The following is a 21073-nucleotide window of genomic DNA, read 5'->3' as shown; positions in this document are numbered from 1 at the left end:
CCGCCCGTCCACCGCGCCCTCCGTCCGGTAATCGCCGTACGTCGCTCATCACCTCGCCAGGAAGTCAGCCATGGCCCTCAACGCCCGCCGCAACCGCCAACTGCTGGACGCCGCATCCCCTTTGCTCCTCGAAGGCGAGCAGGTGGAGATGACCAGCCTGGCCGGTGTCGGCTCGGTCTCGGTGCGCAAGCAGGCCCTCACCGCCGCGGTGGTCGGTGTGCTCAGCGCCGGCACGGTGATGGCCACGGTCACACCTCGCCCGCTGTACATCGCCCTGACCGACCGCCGTGTGCTCTTCTTCGACGGCAACCGGGGCGGCAAGCCGGGGAAGCTCGTACTGAATCTGCCCCGCCCGTACGTGTCCGCGGGTCATTCGAAGAAGGCATTCCTCGGCCTGCAGTACGTCACCCGCCTTTCGATGGCCGGTGAGGAACAGGGCCTGAAAATCACCTTCCCCGTTCAACACCGCTCGGACGGGCCCCGGTTCGTCGCTGCTTTTCCGGTGACGCGCTGACCCGACCTTTCGCGTGGCCGGGTCAGCCGCCGAGCTTGTCGATGTCGACGACGTCCTTGGCGGCGGGCGCCTTGATGTCGACCGGCTTGTCGAAGTCGGTGAAGCGCAGGGTGCCGGGCTCCTTGCCGCCCTTGGTCACGACCTTGAGCATGTACGGCTTGCCCTGGGTGGCGATGTAGGCGGTGATCGTCTCGGCACCGTCCTTGCCGGTGATCGGCAGCGCGGGGGTGCCGTCGACGGTGACGGGCTCGCCCTTGGTGCCGCCGTCGTCGCCGCCCTCCTCCTTGTCGAGTTCGGCGAGGAACGCCTTCAGGTCGCAGGCCTGCAGGAACTCCTTGGAGTCCGGCCCGGAGGCCTTCGTCTTCATCCACCGCTTGCCGATGACTTCCTGGGCGGCCTTGCCGTCGGCCCCCTGGGACGACCAGAAGGCGTCGTCCCCCTTCATGTAGAGGGAGGGGCCGGACTTCACCATGCGGACGTTGCCGCCCTCCATGGTGAGGTTGCCCTGGCAGTCACCGGTGTCGCTCATGGCCATGTGGTACTTCATCGGCTTGCCGTCGGTGATGCCGTCGAGGTCGACGGTCATCGTGGAGGCCGACTTCATGGCGGCCAGGGACTTGGTCCCGATCACGGAGGCGGGCTGGTCGGCCAGCGCGGTCGACGCGGGCTCGGCCTTGCCGCTGCCGAGGGGGCCGCAGGCGGCGATGGTCAGGGCGGCGGCGGAGCAGCCGACCGCGGTGAGGGCAGCGCGGAGGGTGGTCATGTGGGTCTCCCCTTGGTGGGTCGCGCGGGCGTGCTCGGCCCGTCTTCTTCTGCCGGTTCTTCCGGTCGCCGCGGCCGCCGGTGGTGAAGGAGGCGTCCTCGGCCGTGAGGGTCGCGCCGGCGGTGCCGCCGACGGCGTCGTGCGCGGAGATGGGGTCCGGGGGTGCGGTGCGCCCCCGGCCGCTGCGGACAGCGGAGTGCACGGTGACGGAGCTCTCCGTGAACCGATGGGTCAATCACAGCATGACCTGTGAACCGAGTCAACACGGATTCTCGATTCACAGCGATTCACGACGCGAAGGGGCGAAACACACGTTCACCGGTATGCTCGGGCCACAGCAGAGGCCCATGTGGGAGGGGAGCCAGCCAGGTGCCGGAGAACGCAGCAGAAGTGACCGCCGCCGGCATCGCCCGGCTGGCCGGTGTGGGACGCGCGGCCGTGAGCAACTGGCGCCGCCGGCACGCCGACTTCCCCAAGCCGGTGGGCGGCACCGACACCAGCCCGGCGTTCGACCTCGGCGAGGTCGAACGGTGGCTGCGGGGCCAGGGCAAACTGGCCGAGGTCCCGCTGCGCGAACGCGTCTGGCAGCGCGCCGAGGCCCACCCCGCGGGTACCGCGACCGCCCTGCGGCAGGCCGGCGCCGTGCTGCTGCTCGTACGCGAACACCCCGGCGACTGGCGGCATCCCGACCCGGACGCGCTCACCCACGCGGCACGCGAACTCCTGGAGCACCGCTTCGGCGGCCGATTCCCGCTCGGGACACCCGTGGACCCGGCCCTGCTGCGCGGCGCCGCCGACCTCGCCGGCGAACTGGGCCCGCGCCAGGCCTACGAGTTCCTGCTCGGCCGCCACCTGGACGCCAACCCGCGGCAGTACAGCCTCACCCCGGCCGCCCCCGCCGAGCTGATGGCCGCGCTCGCCGGGCCCGCCCGCAGCGTGCTGGACCCCGCCTGCGGCACCGGCACCCTGCTGCGCGCCGTGCAGGCACCCCACGCGCTGCACGGGCAGGAGGCCGACCCCGACCTCGCCGCCCTCGCCGCGCTCCGGCTGACCCTGCACACCGACACCGCCGCCGAGGTGCGGGTGGCCGCGGGCGACAGCCTCCGCGAGGACGCCTTCCCGGACCTGGCCGCCGACGCCGTGCTGTGCCACCCGCCCTTCAACGAGCGCAACTGGGGCCACGAGGATCTGGCCTACGACCCTCGCTGGGAGTACGGCTTCCCGGCCCGCACCGAGTCCGAACTCGCCTGGGTGCAGCACTGCCTGGCCCGGGTCCGCGACGGCGGCACCGTGGTGCTGCTGATGCCGCCGGCCGCCGCGTCCCGCCGGTCCGGCCGCCGGGTCCGTGCCGACCTGCTGCGGCGCGGCACCCTGCGCGCCGTGATCGCGCTGCCGGCGGGCGCCGCGCCCCCGTACGGCATCCCGCTGCACCTGTGGGTGCTGCGCAGGCCGGAGGGCGGCGCTCCCCCGTCGCCGCACCTGCTGCTGGTCGATGCCGCGCAGGCGCAGGGCGGGTCCGCGGCGGGCGGCGAGAAGCTGCCCTGGCAGACGGTGCGCGCCACCGTGCTGGACGCGTGGACCGCCTTCGACCGCCACGGAGCGGCCGGCCCGGACGCCGAACGGCCCGGCGTCAGCCGCGTCCTGCCCGTCATCGACCTCCTCGACGACGACGTCGACCTGGCGCCCGCGCGTCACCTCCCGCCCCCTGCGGCCGGCGGTGGCCCCTCCGAACTCACCGATGTGCGGGACCGGCTGACGGACACCCTGCGCCGCACCTCCGAACTCGCCCCCGGGCCTGCCCGGTCCGCCCCGCCCGCCCGGTGGCCGCTGACCACTGTCGGCGAACTGGCCCGGGCCGGCGCCCTGGTACTGCGGGCGGGCGGCCAGGGCAGCGCCCGCCCCGGCGGGGGCCCGGCCGTGCTCACCGAGCACGACGTCCTGGCCGGCACGGGTCCGACCGGCGCCCTGCCCGAGGGCCCGCAGGAGGACGAGCCGGTGCTCGTCGAGGAGGGCGACGTGGTCGTCCCGGTCCTGGGCCGCGGCGCGGCCGCGCGGGTCGTCGACGCCGCCACCGCGGGCGCGGCTCTCGGCCGCAACCTGCACCTGCTGCGTCCCGACCCGGCCTCGCTGGACCCGTGGTTCCTCGCCGGCTTCCTGCGCGGCACCGCCAACAACCGCCAGGCCAGCAGCTACGCGTCCACCGCCACCCGGCTCGACGTGCGCCGGCTGCAGATCCCCCGGCTGCCGCCCGCCGACCAGCGGCGCTACGGGGAGCGGTTCCGGACGCTGGCCCTCTTCGAGGAGACGCTGCGCCTGGCCGGGCAGTTGGGCGAGCAACTGGTGCAGGGTCTGTACGACGGCTTGACGGACGGCACCGTGCGGCCCGAATAGTTACGGGATCGGGTGAACGTCTGTCGGCCCCTGCCGATACGCTCGCGATGCCACCCGCAGCTGTCCCGTACGCATGCCCAGGAGTCCAGGAGCAGTGATGAACGGCCCCGGCCCGGTCCCGCCGCCCCCGTCCGCGCAGTCCGGCGGCTCCGCAGTGGCGTTGCGTGCCATTTTCCTGGTGCTGACCGCGCTCAGCTGCGGTTTCCTGTCCTGCCTGCCGTTGCTCCACCTCGCGGTGCAGCGCCGCAGGACACTGGACTGGGTGCTGTTCTGGGTCGGTACGGCCGTGACCATCGCGGCGTTCGCCACCATCGGCGTGCTGCCGGAGTCGAGCGGCTGGACGGACGTGGCGCTGATCACCGTCATATCCATGGTCCCGCTGGTCGGCGTCCACTACCTCGTGGCCGACATGGCCCTGCACCGCAAGCAGGCGCTGACCGGGTACCCGCCGTACGCGACGACGGTCCCCTACCCCCCGCAGCAGCCGCAGCCCGCCTACAACCCCTACAACTCCGTCCCCGCTCCCCCGCCGGCCCGGCCCGCGTCCCCGTCGCAACCGCCGGCCGCGCCGCCGCACCCCCCGCGCCTGAACCAGGTGCGCGCGGAGCTGGACGAGCTCAGTGACCTGCTGCGCAAGCAGGAGGACCAGTAGTGAACGGACGGATCGTCGCCGGCCGTTACGAGCTGGCCACGGTCCTCGGCCAGGGCGGCATGGGCCAGGTGTGGACCGCGTACGACCGCCGGCTGGACCGGCGGGTGGCGGTGAAACTGCTGCGCCCCGACAAGGTCGCCGGCGCGGCCGACGCCGAGGAACTGCGCCGCCGGTTCCTGCGCGAGTGCCGGGTCACCGCCCAGGTCGACCACCCCGGTCTGGTCACCGTCCACGACGCCGGCAGCGACACCGACGAGCTCTACTTCGTCATGCAGTACGTGGAGGGCGCCGACCTCGCCGACCACCTCGCCGAGCACGACCCGTACCCCTGGCCGTGGGCGGTCGCGGTCGCCGCGCAGTTGTGCGCGGTGCTCTCCGCCGTGCACGCGGTGCCGATCGTCCACCGCGACCTCAAGCCGCGCAACGTGATGGTGCGCCCGGACGGCTCGATCGTCGTCCTGGACCTGGGCGTGGCCTCCGTGCTGGACAGCGACACCACGCGCCTGACCCACACCGGCACGCCCATCGGCACCCCCGCCTACATGGCTCCGGAACAGGCCATGAGCGGCGCCGTGGGACCGCGGACGGACCTGTACGCGCTCGGGGTGCTGCTGCACGAACTCCTCAGCGGCAACGTGCCGTTCGCCGGCTCCACGGCCCTCGGCGTGCTGCACCGCCATCTGTACGAGCAGCCGGTCCCGCTGCGCCAGGTGCGCCCGGAGGTGCCCGAGCCGCTGGAGGCACTGGTGCTGCGGCTGCTGGCCAAGGACCCCCAGCACCGGCCCGAGGACGCGCAGGAGACCTACCGCCAGCTGGCACCGCTGCTGCCGGTGCCCGGCACCGTCCACCACGCCCCCGGCCCGATGGACCCCACCCGCCCCTTCCTGCGCCCGCACGCCCCCTGGCCGGACCGGCCGGCCGCACCGCCGCAGCCCTCCGCGGTGCCGCCCGCGCCCGCCGCGGCACCGGCCGCGGGCGCGCGCGGCATCGCCGAGGCCGTGGACGAGGTCAAACGGCTGCTGGACGCGGGCCGTATCACCCAGGCCGTCGACATCCTGGGCGGTGTGCTGCCCGCCGCGGCCGAGAAGCACGGCGAGCACTCCCCCGTGGTGCGCATGCTGCGCAAGCAGTACGCGGCCACGCTGATGGAGGACGGCCAGTACCGCCGCGCGCTGCCGGAGCTGCGCCGCCTGGCGGAGGAACTCGCCGCGGAATCCGGACCCTCGGGGCGGCAGTCGCTGCAGTACCGCTACGAGGCCGCGCAGTGCCTGGAACAGCTCGGCGAGGCCGCGGCGGCCCTGGCCGAGTACCGCGCGCTGCTGCCGTCCTTCGAGCAGTACCGCGCGACCGACCCGGAACTGCCGCTGGAGGTGCGGCGGCGCATCGGCCAGCTGCTGCTGTCGGTCGGCGACCGGATCGGCGCGCACGACGTGCTGTCACGGCTGCTGTACGACTCCGACCGCGTGCACGGCCCGCACCATCCGCTCTCGGTGGAACTGCGGCGGACGCTGGCGTGGCTCGGCCGGATGGGCCGCTGAACGGCATCAGACATCGTCTCCTGCCTCGCGAGCGGTTGGAGCCGCCGTGGGTGCAGGCCGACGCGGCACCCGATGGCACTCCGCCAGACGCCGCCAGCAGATCATGCCGAACCGAAGCCGAGCTCCTGCGACAGGTGTTCCAAGGCAATTCCCCGTATCCAACACGAACGGGATGCCCTGGAACACACCGGTCCGGATGCCACCTTTGCCCGGGACAGCGACCGCGACGCTCACCGCCCACTGGCGTGCGTCCTCGCCATGCCACGGCCTCCGCCGAGCCACCCCGCTCCCGCCGATCGCTCTCGGAGTGGTCCGACCACCCCGAACTTCCTTTAGCGGTGGGGAGTCCTCACGCGCGCACCGCGGCCCGCACTCGGGCGGCCTGAGAGGTCATAGCACGCTTCAGCCATAGCCCAACGGGCTTCTCCACCAGACGATGGATCACGTAGGCCAACATCAGCAACCCGACCAGCGTCGCGGCCAGCGTCTGCCTCGGAGTGAACTCGAGATGCTGGTGGAGCCCAGCGATTGCAAACCAGCCGAGATGTTCGTGCACCAAGTAGAAGGGGTAAGTGAGCGCCCCAGCGATCGTGAGCCAGCGCCAGTCGGCCCAGCGCAGCCAACCCAGGGCTACGGCCGCAACCGCCACGAAGCAGAGGGCGACGGCTGTCTGGATCACCAGCGGTGAGCGGTGGAACGGAGCGTGGGGGTCCCACAGAGCCGTGACGACGTAGCGCTGCCCCGTCAGAAAGCTCACCCCGACAATGCCCCACAACAGCAGGTCACTGCCGTAGCGATGGATGAGGTACAGCGCGAGCCCCCCGATGAAGAAGGGAGCGTGATCCCGCATCACCAACTCGTCGGTCAGAGGGTTGTGGGCCACCCGGGCGAAGACTCCGGCCACCGTCCACAGGCCGCAGAAGACGACCACCCGGCGGTAAGTCACGCCCTTCACGATCACGAACAGCGCGAACAGCAGATAGAAGCGAGCCTCGACCCACAACGTCCAATCCACGCCGAGTACTCGTGGGACGCCCATGGGTTGCTGAACCATGGTGAAGTTCACCAGCACCTCGTTGGGCCGGAGGGGCTTGATGACGGTCGGCATGGCGACACAGGCAGCGGTCACCAGCAGGATCGCCGCCCAATAGGCGGGGTACAGTCGCGAGACACGGGAGCGGAAGAAGTCGCCGGCTGATTTCCCCCAACTGCTCATGCAGATCACGAAGCCGCTGATGACAAAGAAGAGCTGGACCCCCAAATTGCCGTAGAAGGCAACATGGGAAAGATCGGGGAAGAGGTCCCGGGGGTTTCGGCCCCAGGCCTCGGCAGTCTGCGCCTTGCCGACGTAGTGGAACAAGGCGACCATAAGGGCCGCCACAATACGCAGCCCGTCCAGTGCGCGCAGCCGATCACCGCTCCCCTTGGGGCGCCGACCGTCCGGGTCAGCCGTAGCATGCACCACCCGAGGCGCGACGCGCGCGTCTACCGTCCCCTTCGCCGTAGCCGATATGTCCGGCGCGGCTTCCGCCGCGCCCTGCTCCGTAGCCGTCGAGGGCATACCGCTCCCACTCCACCGTCACTCAATCCGACGCCACCGCGAACGCGGGACCTAAAGGCAGAATAAGAAGCAGCCACAGAGGGATAATCCGACTAGATGGACATCCCGACGCATCCGGATCGCGATTTGCTAACCCTTCAGCGTGAGTTCACCTTCTGCTCATCTCCCATACATCTTGTCGCCACGCACCACAGCCTAGCCTTTCATCGGCTTCCCCTGTATGAGAACTAGGTGAACATGTGACCAATAGGCCCACGCTCTCCGTCATCGTCCCGTGCTTCAATATCGAGCACTTCTTGGCGGCCACGGTGACCAGTCTCGCAGGAAACGCTCGCGACGATTTTGAATTCATCTTCGTCGAGGACCGTTCCACAAGGGACAGCACGTACGAGGTACTACTGGACATGTCCCGGCGCCTGGCGAACAGCCGTGTCATCCGGCACGAGGCAAACCAGGGACTCGCCACCGCCCGCAACACAGGGATCGACGTGGCGGAAGGACGCTATCTCACCTTCCTCGACGGGGACGACTGGTTCGCACCCGGATACCTCCCGAAACTGGTCGAGGCCATCGAGCGCCACGACGTCGACTTCGTCCGCACCGATCACGTTCAGGTGACAGGCTCGGAACGCCGCGTTCATCGTGCCCCCGAAGGCCGACGGGGCGAGGTACTGGACCCGCGCTCGTCGATCCTGCCCACCGACGACACCACGATGGTCGACTACCCGTACGCGTGGGCCGGCATCTACCACCGTCGCCTGCTCGACCGCGGCCTGCTGCGCTTCCACGACGGACTGCGCACCGCCGAGGACCGTCCATGGATCTGGGCACTCCACCGGGAGGCGCAGTCGTACTCCGTGGCAAGCCTGCACGGCGTCTTCTACCGACGCGGCATAGCGACCTCCCTCACGCAGATCGGTGACGTGCGTCAACTGGACTTCATCCGCTCCTTCGACCTCGTGCTGGAGGAGTTGGCGGGGGACCCCGACGCGGAGCGGCTGCGCCCGAAGGCCATCCGCAACTTCTGCGTCGTCATCGCTCACCATCTCCGTGAACGGCAACGCTTCGAGCCGCGGGTTGCCGCCCGCCTGAAGGAGCTGAGCGCCCAGGCGCTGCGCCGGATTCCCGAGCACGAATTGCAGGCGGCCCTCGCCGGCATGGACGACCAGCGCAAGCACATCCTGCGCCGAACGCGCGGCGGCATGAAGGAAGCCCTCGTATGACCCAGATCTTCTTCGCGGCGACCCAGTACGCCGCCGCGACCATCACGGCCGCCATCAGGGCCGGGCTCTTCGGCCCTCGCGAAGGCCAACGGCGGCTGCTCGTGGTCAGCAATGTCTCCGCCATACCTGAACTCAGCACGCCCTTGGACCGGATGGCGGGGTTCGAGAAGCTGCGTCCGGAATTCGACGCGGTGCACTCCTGGAACGAGACCATCGCGCCGCACCACCCGGTCGGCTGGTCGCCGCGCGCCCAGGACACCGTCATGTGGCAGCGTGCTCTGCGGCTCGCCTGGGACCTCGGTGACGAGCCGGTCGAGATCGCCTGCGAGTCCATCCAGGCCAATCCGTCCCGGGCGATCGCGGACATCTTCGCCGACAGCCCGGTCCACGTGTACGCCGATGGCCTGATGAGCTACGGACCTACCCGCAACCGCATCCCCGTGGGCCTCCACTCCCGGATCAAACGGCTGCTCCACCTCGATCTCGTGCCCGGGTTGCGCCCGATGCTCCTGTCCGAGTACGGCGTCGAACCGGTGGTCATCCCCAACGAGTCCTTCCTGCGAGTACTGGAGGAGATCGGCGGGCACGGCGTATCAGTACTCGACGAGCGGATACCCGAGGGCGCCAGGCCTACGGCGGTGCTCCTGGGTCAGTACCTCTCCGCCCTGGAGCTGATCACCGTGGCCGAGGAGGACGAGCTTCACGTACGCATGCTGCGCGGCGCCGTGGCCGCCGGACATCGACGCGTATTGTTCAAGCCACATCCAAGTGCGCCGGCCCAGTACTCGCAGTCGCTCGAGCAGGCGGCGGAGGAGCTGGGGGTCAGCCTCACCGTGCTCGATGTCCCCGTCCTCGCCGAGACGCTGTACCAACACGTCCGGCCGGACCTGGTCGTGGGCTGCTTCTCCACCGCGTTGCTGACCGCTTCCGCCTTCTACGGCATCCCGGTCGCCCGAGTGGGCACGGACCTTCTTCTGGAACGCATCACCCCGTACGAGAACAGCAATCGGGTACCCCTGACGATCATCGACGCCGTGCTGCCCGATCTCGAAAAGGACGCGGCAAAGGTCGGCAAACCACTCGATCTGACCCCGGATCAGGTGACCGGCGGACTGGCATCCCTGGTGCGGGCCGTGGGTTATTGCATGCAGTCGGTGAAGTACGCGGCCCAGCGTGACGAAACCGTGGCCTGGCTCACCGCCCACCTCGCCGAGCACCAGAAGTACTTCAAGCGGCGGCGGCTCACCAGCCTCAGGTTGCCCGGCGGCAGCCCGGTACGGGCCGAACAGCTGCGCCGCAATCCGACGGTGCGACGCCTCGTACGTGGTATCCGAGCAGCCCAGGCTCAGGTTCAGGGCTGACCGGCCGCATCAGGCATGGTGGAGCCTCCCGCGTCGGGCGCGAGGCTCCACCATCCGATCTCTGCACACAGGGACCCGGCGTACACGGACCGTGTCCCCGGCCGGGTCACGGCCGTCGCGCACCGTGACGTCGGATCTCAGGAGTCGAGCACCGCCGTCAGCAACTCCGCCGTCCACGTGAGCAGTTCGCGCCCGACGACCGGCTTGCCGCCGATGCGCGCCGTGCTGGGGCGCGGAACCAGGATCTGCTTGGTGCCGGCCTTGACGACCGTGCGCGGGTAGAGCCGGTTCAGCCGCAGTTCCTGGGACTCGCGCAGCTCGACCGGGGAGAAGCGGACGTTGGCGCCCTGCAGGGTGATGTCGGCGACGCCGACCTTGCGGGCCAGCAGCCGCAGGCCGGCCACCAGCAGCAGGTTCTCCACCGGCTCGGGGAGCTTGCCGTACCGGTCGGTGAGCTCCTCGCGGACGGCCTTGATGTCCTCCTCGGAGTTGACGGAGGCGATCGCGCGGTAGGCCTGCAGGCGCAGCCGCTCGCCGGGCGCGTAGTCGTGCGGGACGTGTGCGTCGACCGGCAGCTCGATCTTGACCTCCAGCGGGGCCTCCTCGGCCTCGCCGCCGCCCTCCTCCAGGGCCGCCCGGTAGTCGGCGACGGCCTCGCCGACCATGCGGATGTACAGGTCGAAGCCGACACCGGCGATGTGGCCGGACTGCTCGCCGCCGAGCAGGTTGCCCGCGCCGCGGATCTCCAGGTCCTTCATGGCGACGTACATGCCGGCGCCCATCTCGGTGTGCTGGGCGATGGTCGCCAGCCGCTCGTGCGCGGTCTCGGTGAGCGGCTTCTCCGGCGGGTACAGGAAGTACGCGTAACCGCGCTCGCGGCTGCGGCCGACCCGGCCGCGCAGCTGGTGCAGCTGGGACAGGCCGAAGGTGTCGCCACGTTCCACGATGAGGGTGTTGGCGTTGGAGATGTCGATGCCGGACTCGACGATCGTGGTGGAGACCAGGACGTCGAACTTCTTCTCCCAGAAGTCGACGACGACCTGCTCCAGCTGCGACTCGCCCATCTGCCCGTGCGCGGTGGCGATCCGCGCCTCGGGGACCAGGTCGCGCAGCCGCGCCGCGGCCTTGTCGATGCTCTCCACCCGGTTGTGGATGTAGAAGGCCTGGCCCTCGCGCAGCAGCTCGCGCCGGATCGCGGCGGCGATCTGCCGGTCCTCGTACGGTCCGACGAAGGTCAGCACCGGGTGCCGCTCCTCCGGCGGGGTGGTGATCGTCGACATCTCGCGGATGCCGGTGACCGCCATCTCCAGGGTGCGCGGGATGGGGGTGGCGGACATGGTCAGCACGTCGACGTTGGCCCGCAGCTTCTTCAGCTGCTCCTTGTGCTCCACGCCGAACCGCTGCTCCTCGTCCACGATCACCAGGCCGAGGTCCTTGAACTTCGTCTCCGACGAGAACAGGCGGTGCGTGCCGATGACCACGTCCACCGAGCCCTCGCGCAGCCCCTCCAGGACCGCCTTGGCCTCGCTGTCGCTCTGGAACCGGGACAGCGCCTTCACCACGACCGGGAACTGCGAGTAGCGCTCGGAGAAGGTCCCGAAGTGCTGCTGCACCAGCAGCGTGGTGGGCACCAGGACGGCGACCTGCTTGCCGTCCTGCACGGCCTTGAAGGCCGCCCGCACCGCGATCTCGGTCTTGCCGTAGCCGACGTCGCCGCAGATCAGCCGGTCCATCGGGACCGACTTCTCCATGTCCTCCTTCACCTCGGCGATCGTCGTGAGCTGGTCAGGGGTCTCCGCGTACGGGAACGCGTCCTCCAACTCCCGCTGCCAGGGGGTGTCCGGTGCGAAGGTGTGGCCGGGGGCGGCCATGCGCGCGGAGTAGAGCCGGATCAGGTCGGCGGCGATCTCCTTGACCGCCTTCTTGGCTCGCGCCTTGGTCTTCGTCCAGTCCGCGCCGCCCAGGCGGTGCAGGGAGGGCGCCTCGCCACCGACGTACTTGGTGATCTGCTCCAGCTGGTCGGTCGGCACGAACAGCCGGTCGCCGGGCTGGCCCTTCTTGGCGGGCGCGTACTCCACGACCAGGTACTCGCGGGTGGCGCCCTGGACGGTGCGCTGCACCATCTCCACGTAACGGCCGACGCCGTGCTGCTCGTGCACGATGAAGTCGCCCGCCTGCAGCGTGAGCGGGTCGATGGTCTTGCGGCGCCGGGACGGCATGCGGCCCATGTCCTTGGTGGACGAGCGCTGGCCCGACAGGTCCGTCTCGGTGAGGACGGCGATCTTCAGCGCGGGGTCCACGAAGCCGCTCTCGATCGAGCCGCACGCGACATGGACGACGGCGGGCTCCACCGGCCCGGTCAGCTCGGTGTCGAGCCGGGCGGCGATGCCCTCGTTGCCGAGCACCTCCACGATGCGGGCCGCCGGGCCGTGGCCCTCGGTCACGTAGACCGTGCGCCAGCCCTCGGCCAGCCAGCCCTTGGTGTCGGCCAGCGCGCGGGCGGTGTCCCCGCGGTAGACCTCGGGGGCGTGCATACCGAGTTTCAGGGTGTCGGCCTCACCGTCCGCGGCGTCCTCGTCGGCCCCGAACGGGCTGACCGACCACCACGGGGTGCCGAGCTCCCGAGCCCGGTCGCGGACGTCGGCGATGCCCCACAGCGACGCGGCGCCCAGGTCGATCGGCGCCTCCCCGCCGCCCGCGGACGCGGCCCACGAGGCCTCCAGGAACTCCCGGCTGGTCGCCACCAGGTCCGCGGCGCGGGCGCGCACCCGCTCCGGGTCGCAGACCACCGCCATCGCCCCGCCGGGCAGCACGTCCAGCAGCAGTTCCATGTCGTCGACCAGGACGGGCGCCAGGGACTCCATGCCCTCCACGGCGATGCCCTGCGCGATCTTGTCCAGCAGCTCGCGCAACTGCGGGTGCTCCTCGGCGAGCGCGGCCGCCCTGGCCCGCACCTGCTCGGTGAGCAGCAGCTCCCTGCACGGCGGCGCCCACAGACCGTGCTCGGCGACCTCCAGCGAGCGCTGGTCGGCCACCTTGAAGTAACGGATCTCCTCGACGTCGTCGCCCCAGAACTCGATCCGGAGCGGGTGCTCCTCGGTCGGCGGGAAGACGTCCAGGATGCCGCCGCGCACCGCGAACTCGCCGCGCTTCTCCACCAGCTCCACGCGGGCGTACGCGGCGGCCGCGAGGCCGTCCACGATCGCGTTCAGATCGGCGGTCTGGCCGGTGCGCAGCGCCACCGGGACGAGGTCGCCCAGACCCTTGACCTGAGGCTGCAGCACCGAGCGGATCGGGGCGACCACCACCCGCACGGGGCCGGCGGTCGGGTCGTCCGCGCTGGGGTGCGCCAGGCGGCGCAGCACGGCCAGGCGGCGGCCGACGGTGTCCGAGCGCGGGGACAGCCGCTCGTGCGGCAGCGTCTCCCACGCCGGGTACTCCACGACGGAGTCGGCGGGCAGCAGCGACCGCAGGGCCGCCGTCAGGTCCTCGGCCTCGCGGCCGGTGGCCGTGACCGCCAGCACGGTGCGGCCCGTGCGGGCCGCGAGCGCGGCCAGCGCCAGCGGGCGGGCCGCCGGCGGGCCCACGAGGTCGACGTGCGGGCGGTTGCCGTCGGTGGCGGCACGTACGGCCTCCGCGAGCGCGGGGTCGCTCACGACGATGTCCAGCAGACCGTTCAGGCTCATGAGGCTTTCCGTCCCAAGGCAGGCAGGCAACGCGAACAGCCCGACACGTGGAACGAGCCGGGGTGTCCCAAGCGTACGACGCTCCGCTGACACCCGGTGCCGCGTCGTGTGCCCGTTGATTTTTTTCCCCGCCCGCCCGCCCGTGTGCCCGGCAAGGTCTGGGCGCCCCGGCGCGCGTGTGGGGTGGGCCGGGTGCGGGGCCTCCGGGGCTGGCCATTCTGGACAGCACATTTAGGTGCCTCGGGCGCTCTCAACTGATCACCCCGGGTCATGCACCCAAATATGCTCCACAGTCCAGAACGCCCACCCCTACGACCCCGCCCCCTCCGTAGGTTGTCGCGCCTGATCCCCGGTGGGGGGTATGGAGGCGGTCCGGGGTGACCGCGGTTGCCTGACTCCGCCCCGGCGGCCTGCCGCGCGAGCGCTGGCCCCCTCGGACCGCGCCGGAGGGGGGTGTCGGGGCGGTCCGGGTGACCGCGGTTGCCTGACTCCGCCCCGGCGGCCTGCCGCGCGAGCGCTGGCCCCCTCGGACCGCGCCGGAGGGGGGTGTGAGGGCGGTCCGGGTGACCCCGATCGCCTCACTCCTGCCCCCGCGGCCTGCCGCGCGAGCGCTGGCCCCGCGGACCGCACCGGAGGGGGGTGTGAGGGCGGTCCGGGTGACCCCGATCGCCTCACTCCTGCCCCGGCAGCCTGCCGCGCGAGCGCTGGCCCCGCGGACCGCACCGGAGGGGGGTGTGAGGGCGGTCCGGGTGACCCCGGTCGCCTCACTCCTGCCCCGGCGGCCTGCCGCGCGAGCGCTGGCCCCCCCGGACCGCGCTGCGCCAACGGGCGGCCCCAGGCACAGTGCCGCTTCTACCCCCCACCGGGGATCAGGCGCGATACGAAACGGAGGGGGCGGGGTCGTAGGGGTGGGTGTTCTGGACTGTGGAGCATATGTGGGTGCATGACCCGGGGTGATCAACGGCAGGTACCGGAGGCACCGAAATGTGCTGTCCAGAATGCCCAGCCCCGGAGGCCCCGCACCCGGCACCCCACGAAACGCGCGCCGGGGTCACTGACTTCCTGGGGCACACGGGCGGGAGGGCGGGGAAACCCCGCCCCCCTCCCCGCGCGCGCTAGTCCGTCGCGATCGCGTTGAGGACGTTCATGCGACCCGCGCGGAACGCCGGGACCAGGGCCGCGACGAGGCCGACGAAGGCGGAACCGATGAAGACCGTGATGATCGTCGGCCAGGGGATCTCGAGGATGCCGAGGCCCTGGAGGGCGAGCAGCTTCTGCGCCGTGGCGCCCCAGCCCATACCCAGGCCGAGGCCCAGGATCGCGCCGAAGAGGGCGATGACGACGGACTCCAGGCGGATCATGCGGCGCAGCTGGCGGCGGGACATGCCGATCGCCCGCATGAGGCCGATCTCCCGGGTGCGTTCGACGACGGACAGGGCGAGCGTGTTCACCACGCCCAGGATCGCGACGATGATCGCCAGCGCGAGCAGGCCGTAGATCAGGTTGAGCAGCTGGCCGATCTGGTCCTTGAGCAGCTGCTTGTAGTCGGCCTGGTTGCGGACCTGGACCTGCGGGAAGTCGTGCAGGGCCTTCTTGAGTCCGGCGTACGCGGCGTCCTGCCGCCCGTCCTTGGCCGCGGCGAACATGATGTCGTTGATCGGCATCCGGTCGGCGGGGATGTAGTGGGCCGCGGTCGTGATGTTGGTGTACATCGCGCCGCCGTCGAAGGCGGTGTCCTTGGTCGTGATCGCGGTGACCTTGAGCTTGGCGGTGTCGCCCGCCGTGAAGCGGACGGTGAGGGTGTCGCCGAGCTTGACGTGGTGCTTGTCGGCGAAGCTCTCGCCGACCGACATCGCGTCGGCCCCGTAGGCGGCGGAGAGTTCGCCGGCGACGGCCTTGACCTGGAGGTCCTGGGCGTAAGTGGGGTCGGCGGCGGAGATGCTGGTGTCGGAGACCGCGCCGTCGGGGGTGGTGATCCTCGCGTCGAGCGACTTGTAGTCGGTGACGTGGGCGAGGTCGGGCGCGGCCTTGATGGCCTTCTCGATCTGCGGGGTGATGGGCTGGCCGCTGTCGGAGGCGATGATGAAGTCCGCGCCGACCGACTTGTCGAGCTGGTCGCTGGCCGACGCCACCATGGAGGAGCCGACCACGGACAGGCCCGCGACGAGGGCGAGGCCGATCATGAGGGCGGCGGCGGTGGCGCCGGTCCGGCGCGGGTTGCGGAGCGCGTTGCGTTCGGCGAGGCGGCCGACGGAGCCGAAGATCCGCAGGACGCCCGCGCTGATGACGCGGACCACGAAGCCGGCGAGCAGGGGGCCGACGACGACGAAGCCGACCAGCGTCAGCAGGACGCCGAGGCCGAGGAAGGACGAGCCTTCGGCGGCCTTGGTGGCCCGCCCGGCGGCCACGAGGGCGGCGGCACCGCCCAGGGTGAGGACCACGCCGATCACGGCGCGCACCCGGCCGGCCCGGCCGTCGGCCGGGATGCCGGCGTCGCGGAGGGCGGCCATCGGGGAGACCTTCCCGGCCCGGCGGGCGGGCAGGTAGGCGGCGAGAACGGTCACGACGACACCGAGGACCAGACCGGCGACGGGCGTGGTGGCCTTGACGGTCAGGGAGGAGGTGTCGAGGTTCATGCCCATGCTGCCCATGAGCTTCATCAGCAGCACGGCGAGCCCGACGCCGCCGCCGATGCCGAGGACGGAGCCGACGACGCCGAGGAGCAGCGCCTCGATGAGCACGGAGCGGTTGACCTGGCGGCGGCTGGCGCCGATGGCCCGCATGAGGCCGATCTCGCGGGTGCGCTGGGCGACCAGCATGGAGAAGGTGTTGACGATCAGGAAGACGCCGACGAGGACGGCGATCCCGGCGAAGCCGAGCATCGCGTACTTGATGACGTCGAGGAAGCCCGCGATGTCCTTCTTGTTCTCGGCGGTCCACTCGGCCTGGGTCTGGATCTTGTACCCGGCGGAGGTGCCGAGTTCCGCGGCGACGTTCTTCTTCAGCTGGTCGTCGCTGACGCCGGGTGCGGCGGTCAGGCCGATGCTGCTGAAGACGTCCTTGGCGCCGAGGAGCTTGGTCTGGGTGGTGGCGGTGTCGAAGTAGAAGACGGCCGCACCGGGGTTGGTGACCTTGAAGGTGACGATGCCGGTGATCCGGGCGCGGAACTCGCCGGGGATGGCGATGACGCGGATCTCGTCGCCGATCTTCAGGTGGTGCTTGTCGGCGGTGTCGGCGTCGACCATGACCTCGGTGGGGCCGCGCGGGGCGTGGCCGGAGGTGAGGTCGACCGAACGCTCCTCGGTGGAGTCCCAGTTGGTGCCGATGGTGGGGGCGCCGGAGGTGGGGCTGAGGCTGTCGTTGCCGCTGTCGGTGACGGTCAGGGTCTGGCTGTTGGCCTCGCCCGTCGCGTCCTTGACGCCCTTGACGCCCTTGAGCCGCTGGACCACGGAGGCCGGGACGGTGGTGGCCTTCGCCGTCATCTGCATGTCGTCGTTGCCGGGCGCGCCCTTGGGCGTGACGGTGACGTCCGACGCGGTGGCCGCGAAGAGCTTGTCGAAGGTGGAGGTCATCGTGTCGGTGAAGACGAGCGTGCCGCAGACGAAGCCCACCGACAGCAGGACGGCGATGGCGGAGAGCGCCATGCGGCCCTTGTGCGAGACGAAGTTGCGCAGGGAGGTCTTGACGACGGTCACGAGGTCCTCCCGCGGGCGTCGAAGTCCTTCATGCGCTCCAGGACGGAGTCGGCGGTCGGGTCCCGCATCTCGTCGACGATCCGGCCGTCGGCGAGGTAGAGGACGCGGTCGGCGTAGGAGGCGGCGACCGGGTCGTGGGTCACCATGACGATGGTCTGGCCGAGTTCGTCGACCGAGCGGCGCAGGAAGCCGAGGATCTCGGCGCCGGCGCGGGAGTCGAGGTTTCCGGTGGGCTCGTCGCCGAAGATGATCTCGGGGCGGGCGGCGAGGGCGCGGGCCACGGCGACGCGCTGCTGCTGGCCGCCGGAGAGCTGGCCGGGCCGGTGCTTGAGGCGGTCGGCCAGGCCCACGGTCTCCACGACGCGCTGCAGCCACTGCGGGTCGGCCTTGCGGCCGGCGATGTCCATGGGCAGCGTGATGTTCTCGACGGCGTTCAGGGTCGGCAGCAGGTTGAAGGCCTGGAAGATGAAGCCGATCTTGTCCCGGCGCAGCTGGGTGAGCTTCTTGTCCTTGAGCTTGGTGATCTCGATGTCGCCGACGAGGATCTGCCCCTCGGTGACGGTGTCGAGACCGGCGAGGCAGTGCATGAGGGTCGACTTGCCGGAGCCGGACGGCCCCATGATCGCGGTGAACCGTGCGCGCTCGATGTCGACGTCCACCGCGTCGAGGGCCACGACCCGGGTCTCGCCGGAACCGTACGCCTTGGTCACGCCGCGGGCACTGGCGGCAACGGCCGTACGTTCTCCGCTGCCCCCGGACTTGGGAATCGATACTGCCGTTGTCACTGGTCTCTCCTGCTTCGTCGTGAATGTCATGGCTCGTGCGGACGTGCGCCATCGCCTGTACAGACTGGCTGCCGGACGGGGGCCTGGACGATGGTGCGGGTCTCCGTATCGACCCGGGGGCTAGCCCCACCAGAAGGCTAGGGAGCCGATGAGGGGTGGTTCGTCCTCCGCCGGTACGAACCGGGGGTAGGAGAAAACTCGGTACGCCCCCTAGGGGGACTGCGACTTTCGGGTGACCCGGCTCGGGGTCGATGCTGCACCCTCCCGCCGCGGGAGGCTCAAGCACGGGTGTCCGGCCTGCGGGAACCCCCTGTGCGGCGGCGGTGCGGCCATGAAAAAGTGTGTCGTACACAGATCCAGGGGGGTTCTCCCGTGCAGGGCACCGACCAGAGCACGACAGCGGCGGCCGCGACCGCCCCGCCGATCCGCCGCGGCCCGGTGGTGGCCGCGCTGATGCTGGCGATGGCGCTGGCGGCGATGGACTCCACGATCATCTCCACCGCCGTCCCGCAGATCGTCGGCGACCTCGGCGGCTTCTCGGTGTTCTCCTGGCTGTTCTCCGGCTACCTGCTCGCGGTCACGGTGACGCTGCCGGTGTACGGCAAGCTCGCCGACACCTTCGGCCGCAAGCCGGTGCTGCTCGTCGGGATCGCGATCTTCCTGCTGGGGTCCCTGCTGTGCGCCGGTGCGTGGAACATGGCCGGCCTGATCGCCTTCCGCATCGTGCAGGGGCTCGGCGGCGGCGCCATCCAGGGCACGGTGCAGACCGTGGCCGCCGATCTGTACGGGCTGAAGGAGCGCGGGCGCATCCAGGCGGCGATCTCCACGGTGTGGGCGGTATCCGCCGTGGTCGGCCCGCTGTGCGGCGGGGTGCTGTCGGGATACGCCAGCTGGCGCTGGATCTTCCTGATCAACCTGCCCATCGGGGCGATCGCACTCCTGCTCATCTCACGCCACCTGCGCGAGTCGGTCACCCGCCGCACCCGGCACCGCGTCGACTGGCCCGGGGCGCTCGGCCTGTTCCTGTCCGGCGGGCTGCTCATCAGCGGCCTCGTCCAGAGCGGCCCGCTGCGGCCGTGGCTGCTCGGCGGCAGCGTCGTGCTCGGCGTCACGACCTTCTGGATCGAACGCCGCGCGGCCGAGCCGATCATCCCCGGCTGGGTGTGGCGGCGGCGCGCGATCGTCTCGGTCAACCTCGCGCTCGGCATGCTCGGCGTGCTGATGGTGGCGCCGACCGTCTTCCTGCCGACGTACGCGCAGACCGTGCTCGGTCTCGGGCCGATACAGGCGGGTTTCGTGCTGTCGGTGATGACCATCAGCTGGCCGCTGTCGGCCGCCCTGAGCAACCGCGTCTACCTGCGCATCGGGTTCCGCAACACCGCCGCGCTCGGCATGGCCGCCGCCGTGGTCGTCCTCGTCGCGCTGGTGATGCTCCCGTACGCCGGCCCGGCCTGGCAGCCCACGCTCGTCATGCTGCTGCTGGGTGCCGCGCTCGGCCTCTTCCAGTTGCCGCTCATCGTCGGCGTGCAGTCCACGGTGCCCTGGCGCGAGCGGGCCACCGCGACCTCGTCCATCCTCTTCTGCCGCCAGGTGGGGCAGAGCGTCGGGGCGGCGGTCTTCGGCGCCGTCGCCAACGCGACCCTCGCCTCCCGCCTGCACGGCTCCGGCACGGACCTCGACGCGGTCACCGGTGCCGCGCACCTGAGCGAGCCGGTCCGCCGGGCGGTCGCCGCCGCGGTCGACCACGTCTACGCGGGGTCGGCGCTGGCCGCCGTCCTGGCGCTGCTCGCCGTGCTCCTGGTGGCCCCGCGCCGCTTCCCGGTCCTGGAGGAGGACCCGCAGCCGCGGTGAGCCGGCCGGGGCGTTGCGGGACTACGGCTCCCCGCGCGTGTCGTCCCCGGCGGCCGGGGCGTCGCCGGTGCCCTTGGCGTCGCCGGCGTCCTCGGCCGTGGCCGGGGGCGGCACCTCGGCGCTACCGGGGTCGTCGTCCGGGGCGGGGACCTCACCGCCGGTGAGGGCGGCCAGACTGCTGCGGACATGGGCGAGGTGTTCGCGGATCTCGTCGCGGCGGACCTCGTGCTGGCGCAGTTCGCGCTCGGCGGCCAGCCGGATGCGCTCCTCGCGGACGCGGGCCTGGGCGAGCAGTTCTGCCGCGGCCGCCTCGGCGTCCTGGTCCCGGCGGCGCGCGGCCTCCTCGGTGGCCGCCAGGGCGCGGCGGGCCTCCTCGACCATGTTCTCGGCGTAGTGGGTGAGTTCGGCCAGGCGCGCGTCGAGGCCGGCCTCGCGTTCGGCGAGCTCGTGCTCCTGGGCGTCGCGGCGCTCGCGCCGCTCCTTCTCCTGCGCGGCGAAGGCGCGTTCGGTGTCCTGGCGCAGCGCGTCCAGACGCCGCGCGGCGTCGTCGCGCAGGTGGGCGGCCTCGCGACGGGCCACGCCGAGGAGTTCGGAGGCGGTGGAGCGGGCTTCGTCGAGGGTGCCCGAGGCCTGGACGTCGGCGCTGGTGCGGCGGGCGTGCGCGGCGGCTCGGGACTCGTCCAGCAGGGTGCGCCGGGCGGCCTCGGCCGCGTCGTGCGCGGTCCGGGCCTCCTCCTCCGCGCGGTCGCGCACGGCGGCGGCCTCTTCCTCCACCAGGCGCAGCAGTTCCTGCGCGCCGCCGCCGAGGGACTCGAAGGTGGGCGGGGCGAGGCCGGCGACGACGTCCCGCAGGGCGGCGCACTCGGCGTCCATCTCGTTCGCGAGGACGGTGAGCCGCGCGGCACGCTCCCAGGCGGCGTCGCGGTCCTCGGACAGCTCCTCGAGGAAGCGGTCCACCTGGTCGGTGCGGTATCCGCGGCCGCGGACCATGGCGAAGCCGTAGGGGTATGCCGTACTCATACCCCCATATTCCTGGGTTTGCCCTATTTACAC

The 21073-nt window shown here is 71.4% G+C and carries 13 protein-coding genes; 7 read left to right on the top strand and 6 right to left on the bottom strand.

The features are described from left to right. Window positions 1-70 precede the first annotated feature (70 nt). Window positions 71-514, top strand: coding sequence for a hypothetical protein (locus ACIP98_RS24705; protein WP_401977971.1), 444 nt, complete (start codon window positions 71-73; stop codon window positions 512-514). Between the two features lie 22 nt (window positions 515-536). Here ACIP98_RS24705 and ACIP98_RS24700 read toward each other — a convergent pair whose 3' ends face one another. Continuing rightward, complete coding sequence (locus tag ACIP98_RS24700) at window positions 537-1277, bottom strand: hypothetical protein (protein ID WP_401977970.1); 741 nt, start codon at window positions 1275-1277, stop codon at window positions 537-539. A 369-nt stretch (window positions 1278-1646) separates the two neighbouring features. On the opposite strand from ACIP98_RS24700, the gene ACIP98_RS24695 reads away from it, so the two are divergent. The 3 genes from ACIP98_RS24695 to ACIP98_RS24685 all read left to right on the top strand — a co-directional run bounded on the left by ACIP98_RS24695 (window position 1647) and on the right by ACIP98_RS24685 (window position 5858). Next, entirely contained in the window at window positions 1647-3668 is a 2022-nt protein-coding gene (locus ACIP98_RS24695) for an N-6 DNA methylase (RefSeq protein ID WP_401977969.1), read from the top strand. A 97-nt stretch (window positions 3669-3765) separates the two neighbouring features. After that, window positions 3766-4320, top strand: coding sequence for a hypothetical protein (locus ACIP98_RS24690; protein WP_319661688.1), 555 nt, complete (start codon window positions 3766-3768; stop codon window positions 4318-4320). Further along, on the top strand, window positions 4320-5858 hold the full coding sequence (locus ACIP98_RS24685; RefSeq protein ID WP_401977968.1) for a serine/threonine-protein kinase: 1539 nt from the start codon (window positions 4320-4322) through the stop codon (window positions 5856-5858). The genes ACIP98_RS24690 and ACIP98_RS24685 overlap by 1 nt, the downstream gene beginning before the upstream one ends. Window positions 5859-6207: 349 nt before the next feature. Here ACIP98_RS24685 and ACIP98_RS24680 read toward each other — a convergent pair whose 3' ends face one another. Next, the gene (locus ACIP98_RS24680) at window positions 6208-7419 is read right to left on the bottom strand and encodes an acyltransferase family protein (RefSeq protein ID WP_401977967.1); all 1212 of its coding nucleotides are present in this window, start codon (window positions 7417-7419) and stop codon (window positions 6208-6210) included. A gap of 239 nt (window positions 7420-7658) precedes the next feature. Between ACIP98_RS24680 and ACIP98_RS24675 the strand changes: the two genes are divergently transcribed. Together ACIP98_RS24675 and ACIP98_RS24670 are read left to right on the top strand one after the other, a co-directional pair. Continuing rightward, the gene (locus ACIP98_RS24675) at window positions 7659-8642 is read left to right on the top strand and encodes a glycosyltransferase family 2 protein (RefSeq protein WP_401977966.1); all 984 of its coding nucleotides are present in this window, start codon (window positions 7659-7661) and stop codon (window positions 8640-8642) included. Next, window positions 8639-10003, top strand: coding sequence for a polysialyltransferase family glycosyltransferase (locus ACIP98_RS24670; protein WP_401977964.1), 1365 nt, complete (start codon window positions 8639-8641; stop codon window positions 10001-10003). Before ACIP98_RS24675 ends, ACIP98_RS24670 begins: the two co-directional genes overlap by 4 nt. A 137-nt stretch (window positions 10004-10140) precedes the next feature. Here ACIP98_RS24670 and mfd read toward each other — a convergent pair whose 3' ends face one another. From mfd to ACIP98_RS24655, 3 genes are all read right to left on the bottom strand, one after another. Beyond that, window positions 10141-13689: a transcription-repair coupling factor gene (gene mfd / locus ACIP98_RS24665; RefSeq protein ID WP_319661693.1), complete on the bottom strand. Its 3549-nt coding sequence runs from the start codon at window positions 13687-13689 to the stop codon at window positions 10141-10143. A gap of 1115 nt (window positions 13690-14804) precedes the next feature. After that, window positions 14805-17384: an ABC transporter permease gene (locus tag ACIP98_RS24660; RefSeq protein ID WP_401977962.1), complete on the bottom strand. Its 2580-nt coding sequence runs from the start codon at window positions 17382-17384 to the stop codon at window positions 14805-14807. Further along, window positions 17381-18169 carry an ABC transporter ATP-binding protein gene (locus ACIP98_RS24655; RefSeq protein ID WP_401977960.1) on the bottom strand — a complete coding sequence of 263 codons (789 nt, stop codon included), beginning with the start codon at window positions 18167-18169 and terminating at the stop codon, window positions 17381-17383. Before ACIP98_RS24655 ends, ACIP98_RS24660 begins: the two co-directional genes overlap by 4 nt. 372 nt (window positions 18170-18541) lie before the next feature. On the opposite strand from ACIP98_RS24655, the gene ACIP98_RS24650 reads away from it, so the two are divergent. Then, window positions 18542-20020 carry an MFS transporter gene (locus ACIP98_RS24650; protein ID WP_401977959.1) on the top strand — a complete coding sequence of 493 codons (1479 nt, stop codon included), beginning with the start codon at window positions 18542-18544 and terminating at the stop codon, window positions 20018-20020. A 21-nt stretch (window positions 20021-20041) separates the two neighbouring features. On the opposite strand, the gene ACIP98_RS24645 is transcribed toward ACIP98_RS24650, so the two are convergent. Beyond that, window positions 20042-21040 carry a DivIVA domain-containing protein gene (locus tag ACIP98_RS24645; protein WP_401977957.1) on the bottom strand — a complete coding sequence of 333 codons (999 nt, stop codon included), beginning with the start codon at window positions 21038-21040 and terminating at the stop codon, window positions 20042-20044. Window positions 21041-21073 lie beyond the last annotated feature (33 nt).

The sequence above is a fragment of the Streptomyces sp. NPDC088354 genome, from assembly GCF_044753585.1.
In the GTDB taxonomy this organism is placed as follows: Bacteria; Actinomycetota; Actinomycetes; order Streptomycetales; family Streptomycetaceae; genus Actinacidiphila.
This window is presented reverse-complemented; position numbering and strand designations above follow the sequence as displayed.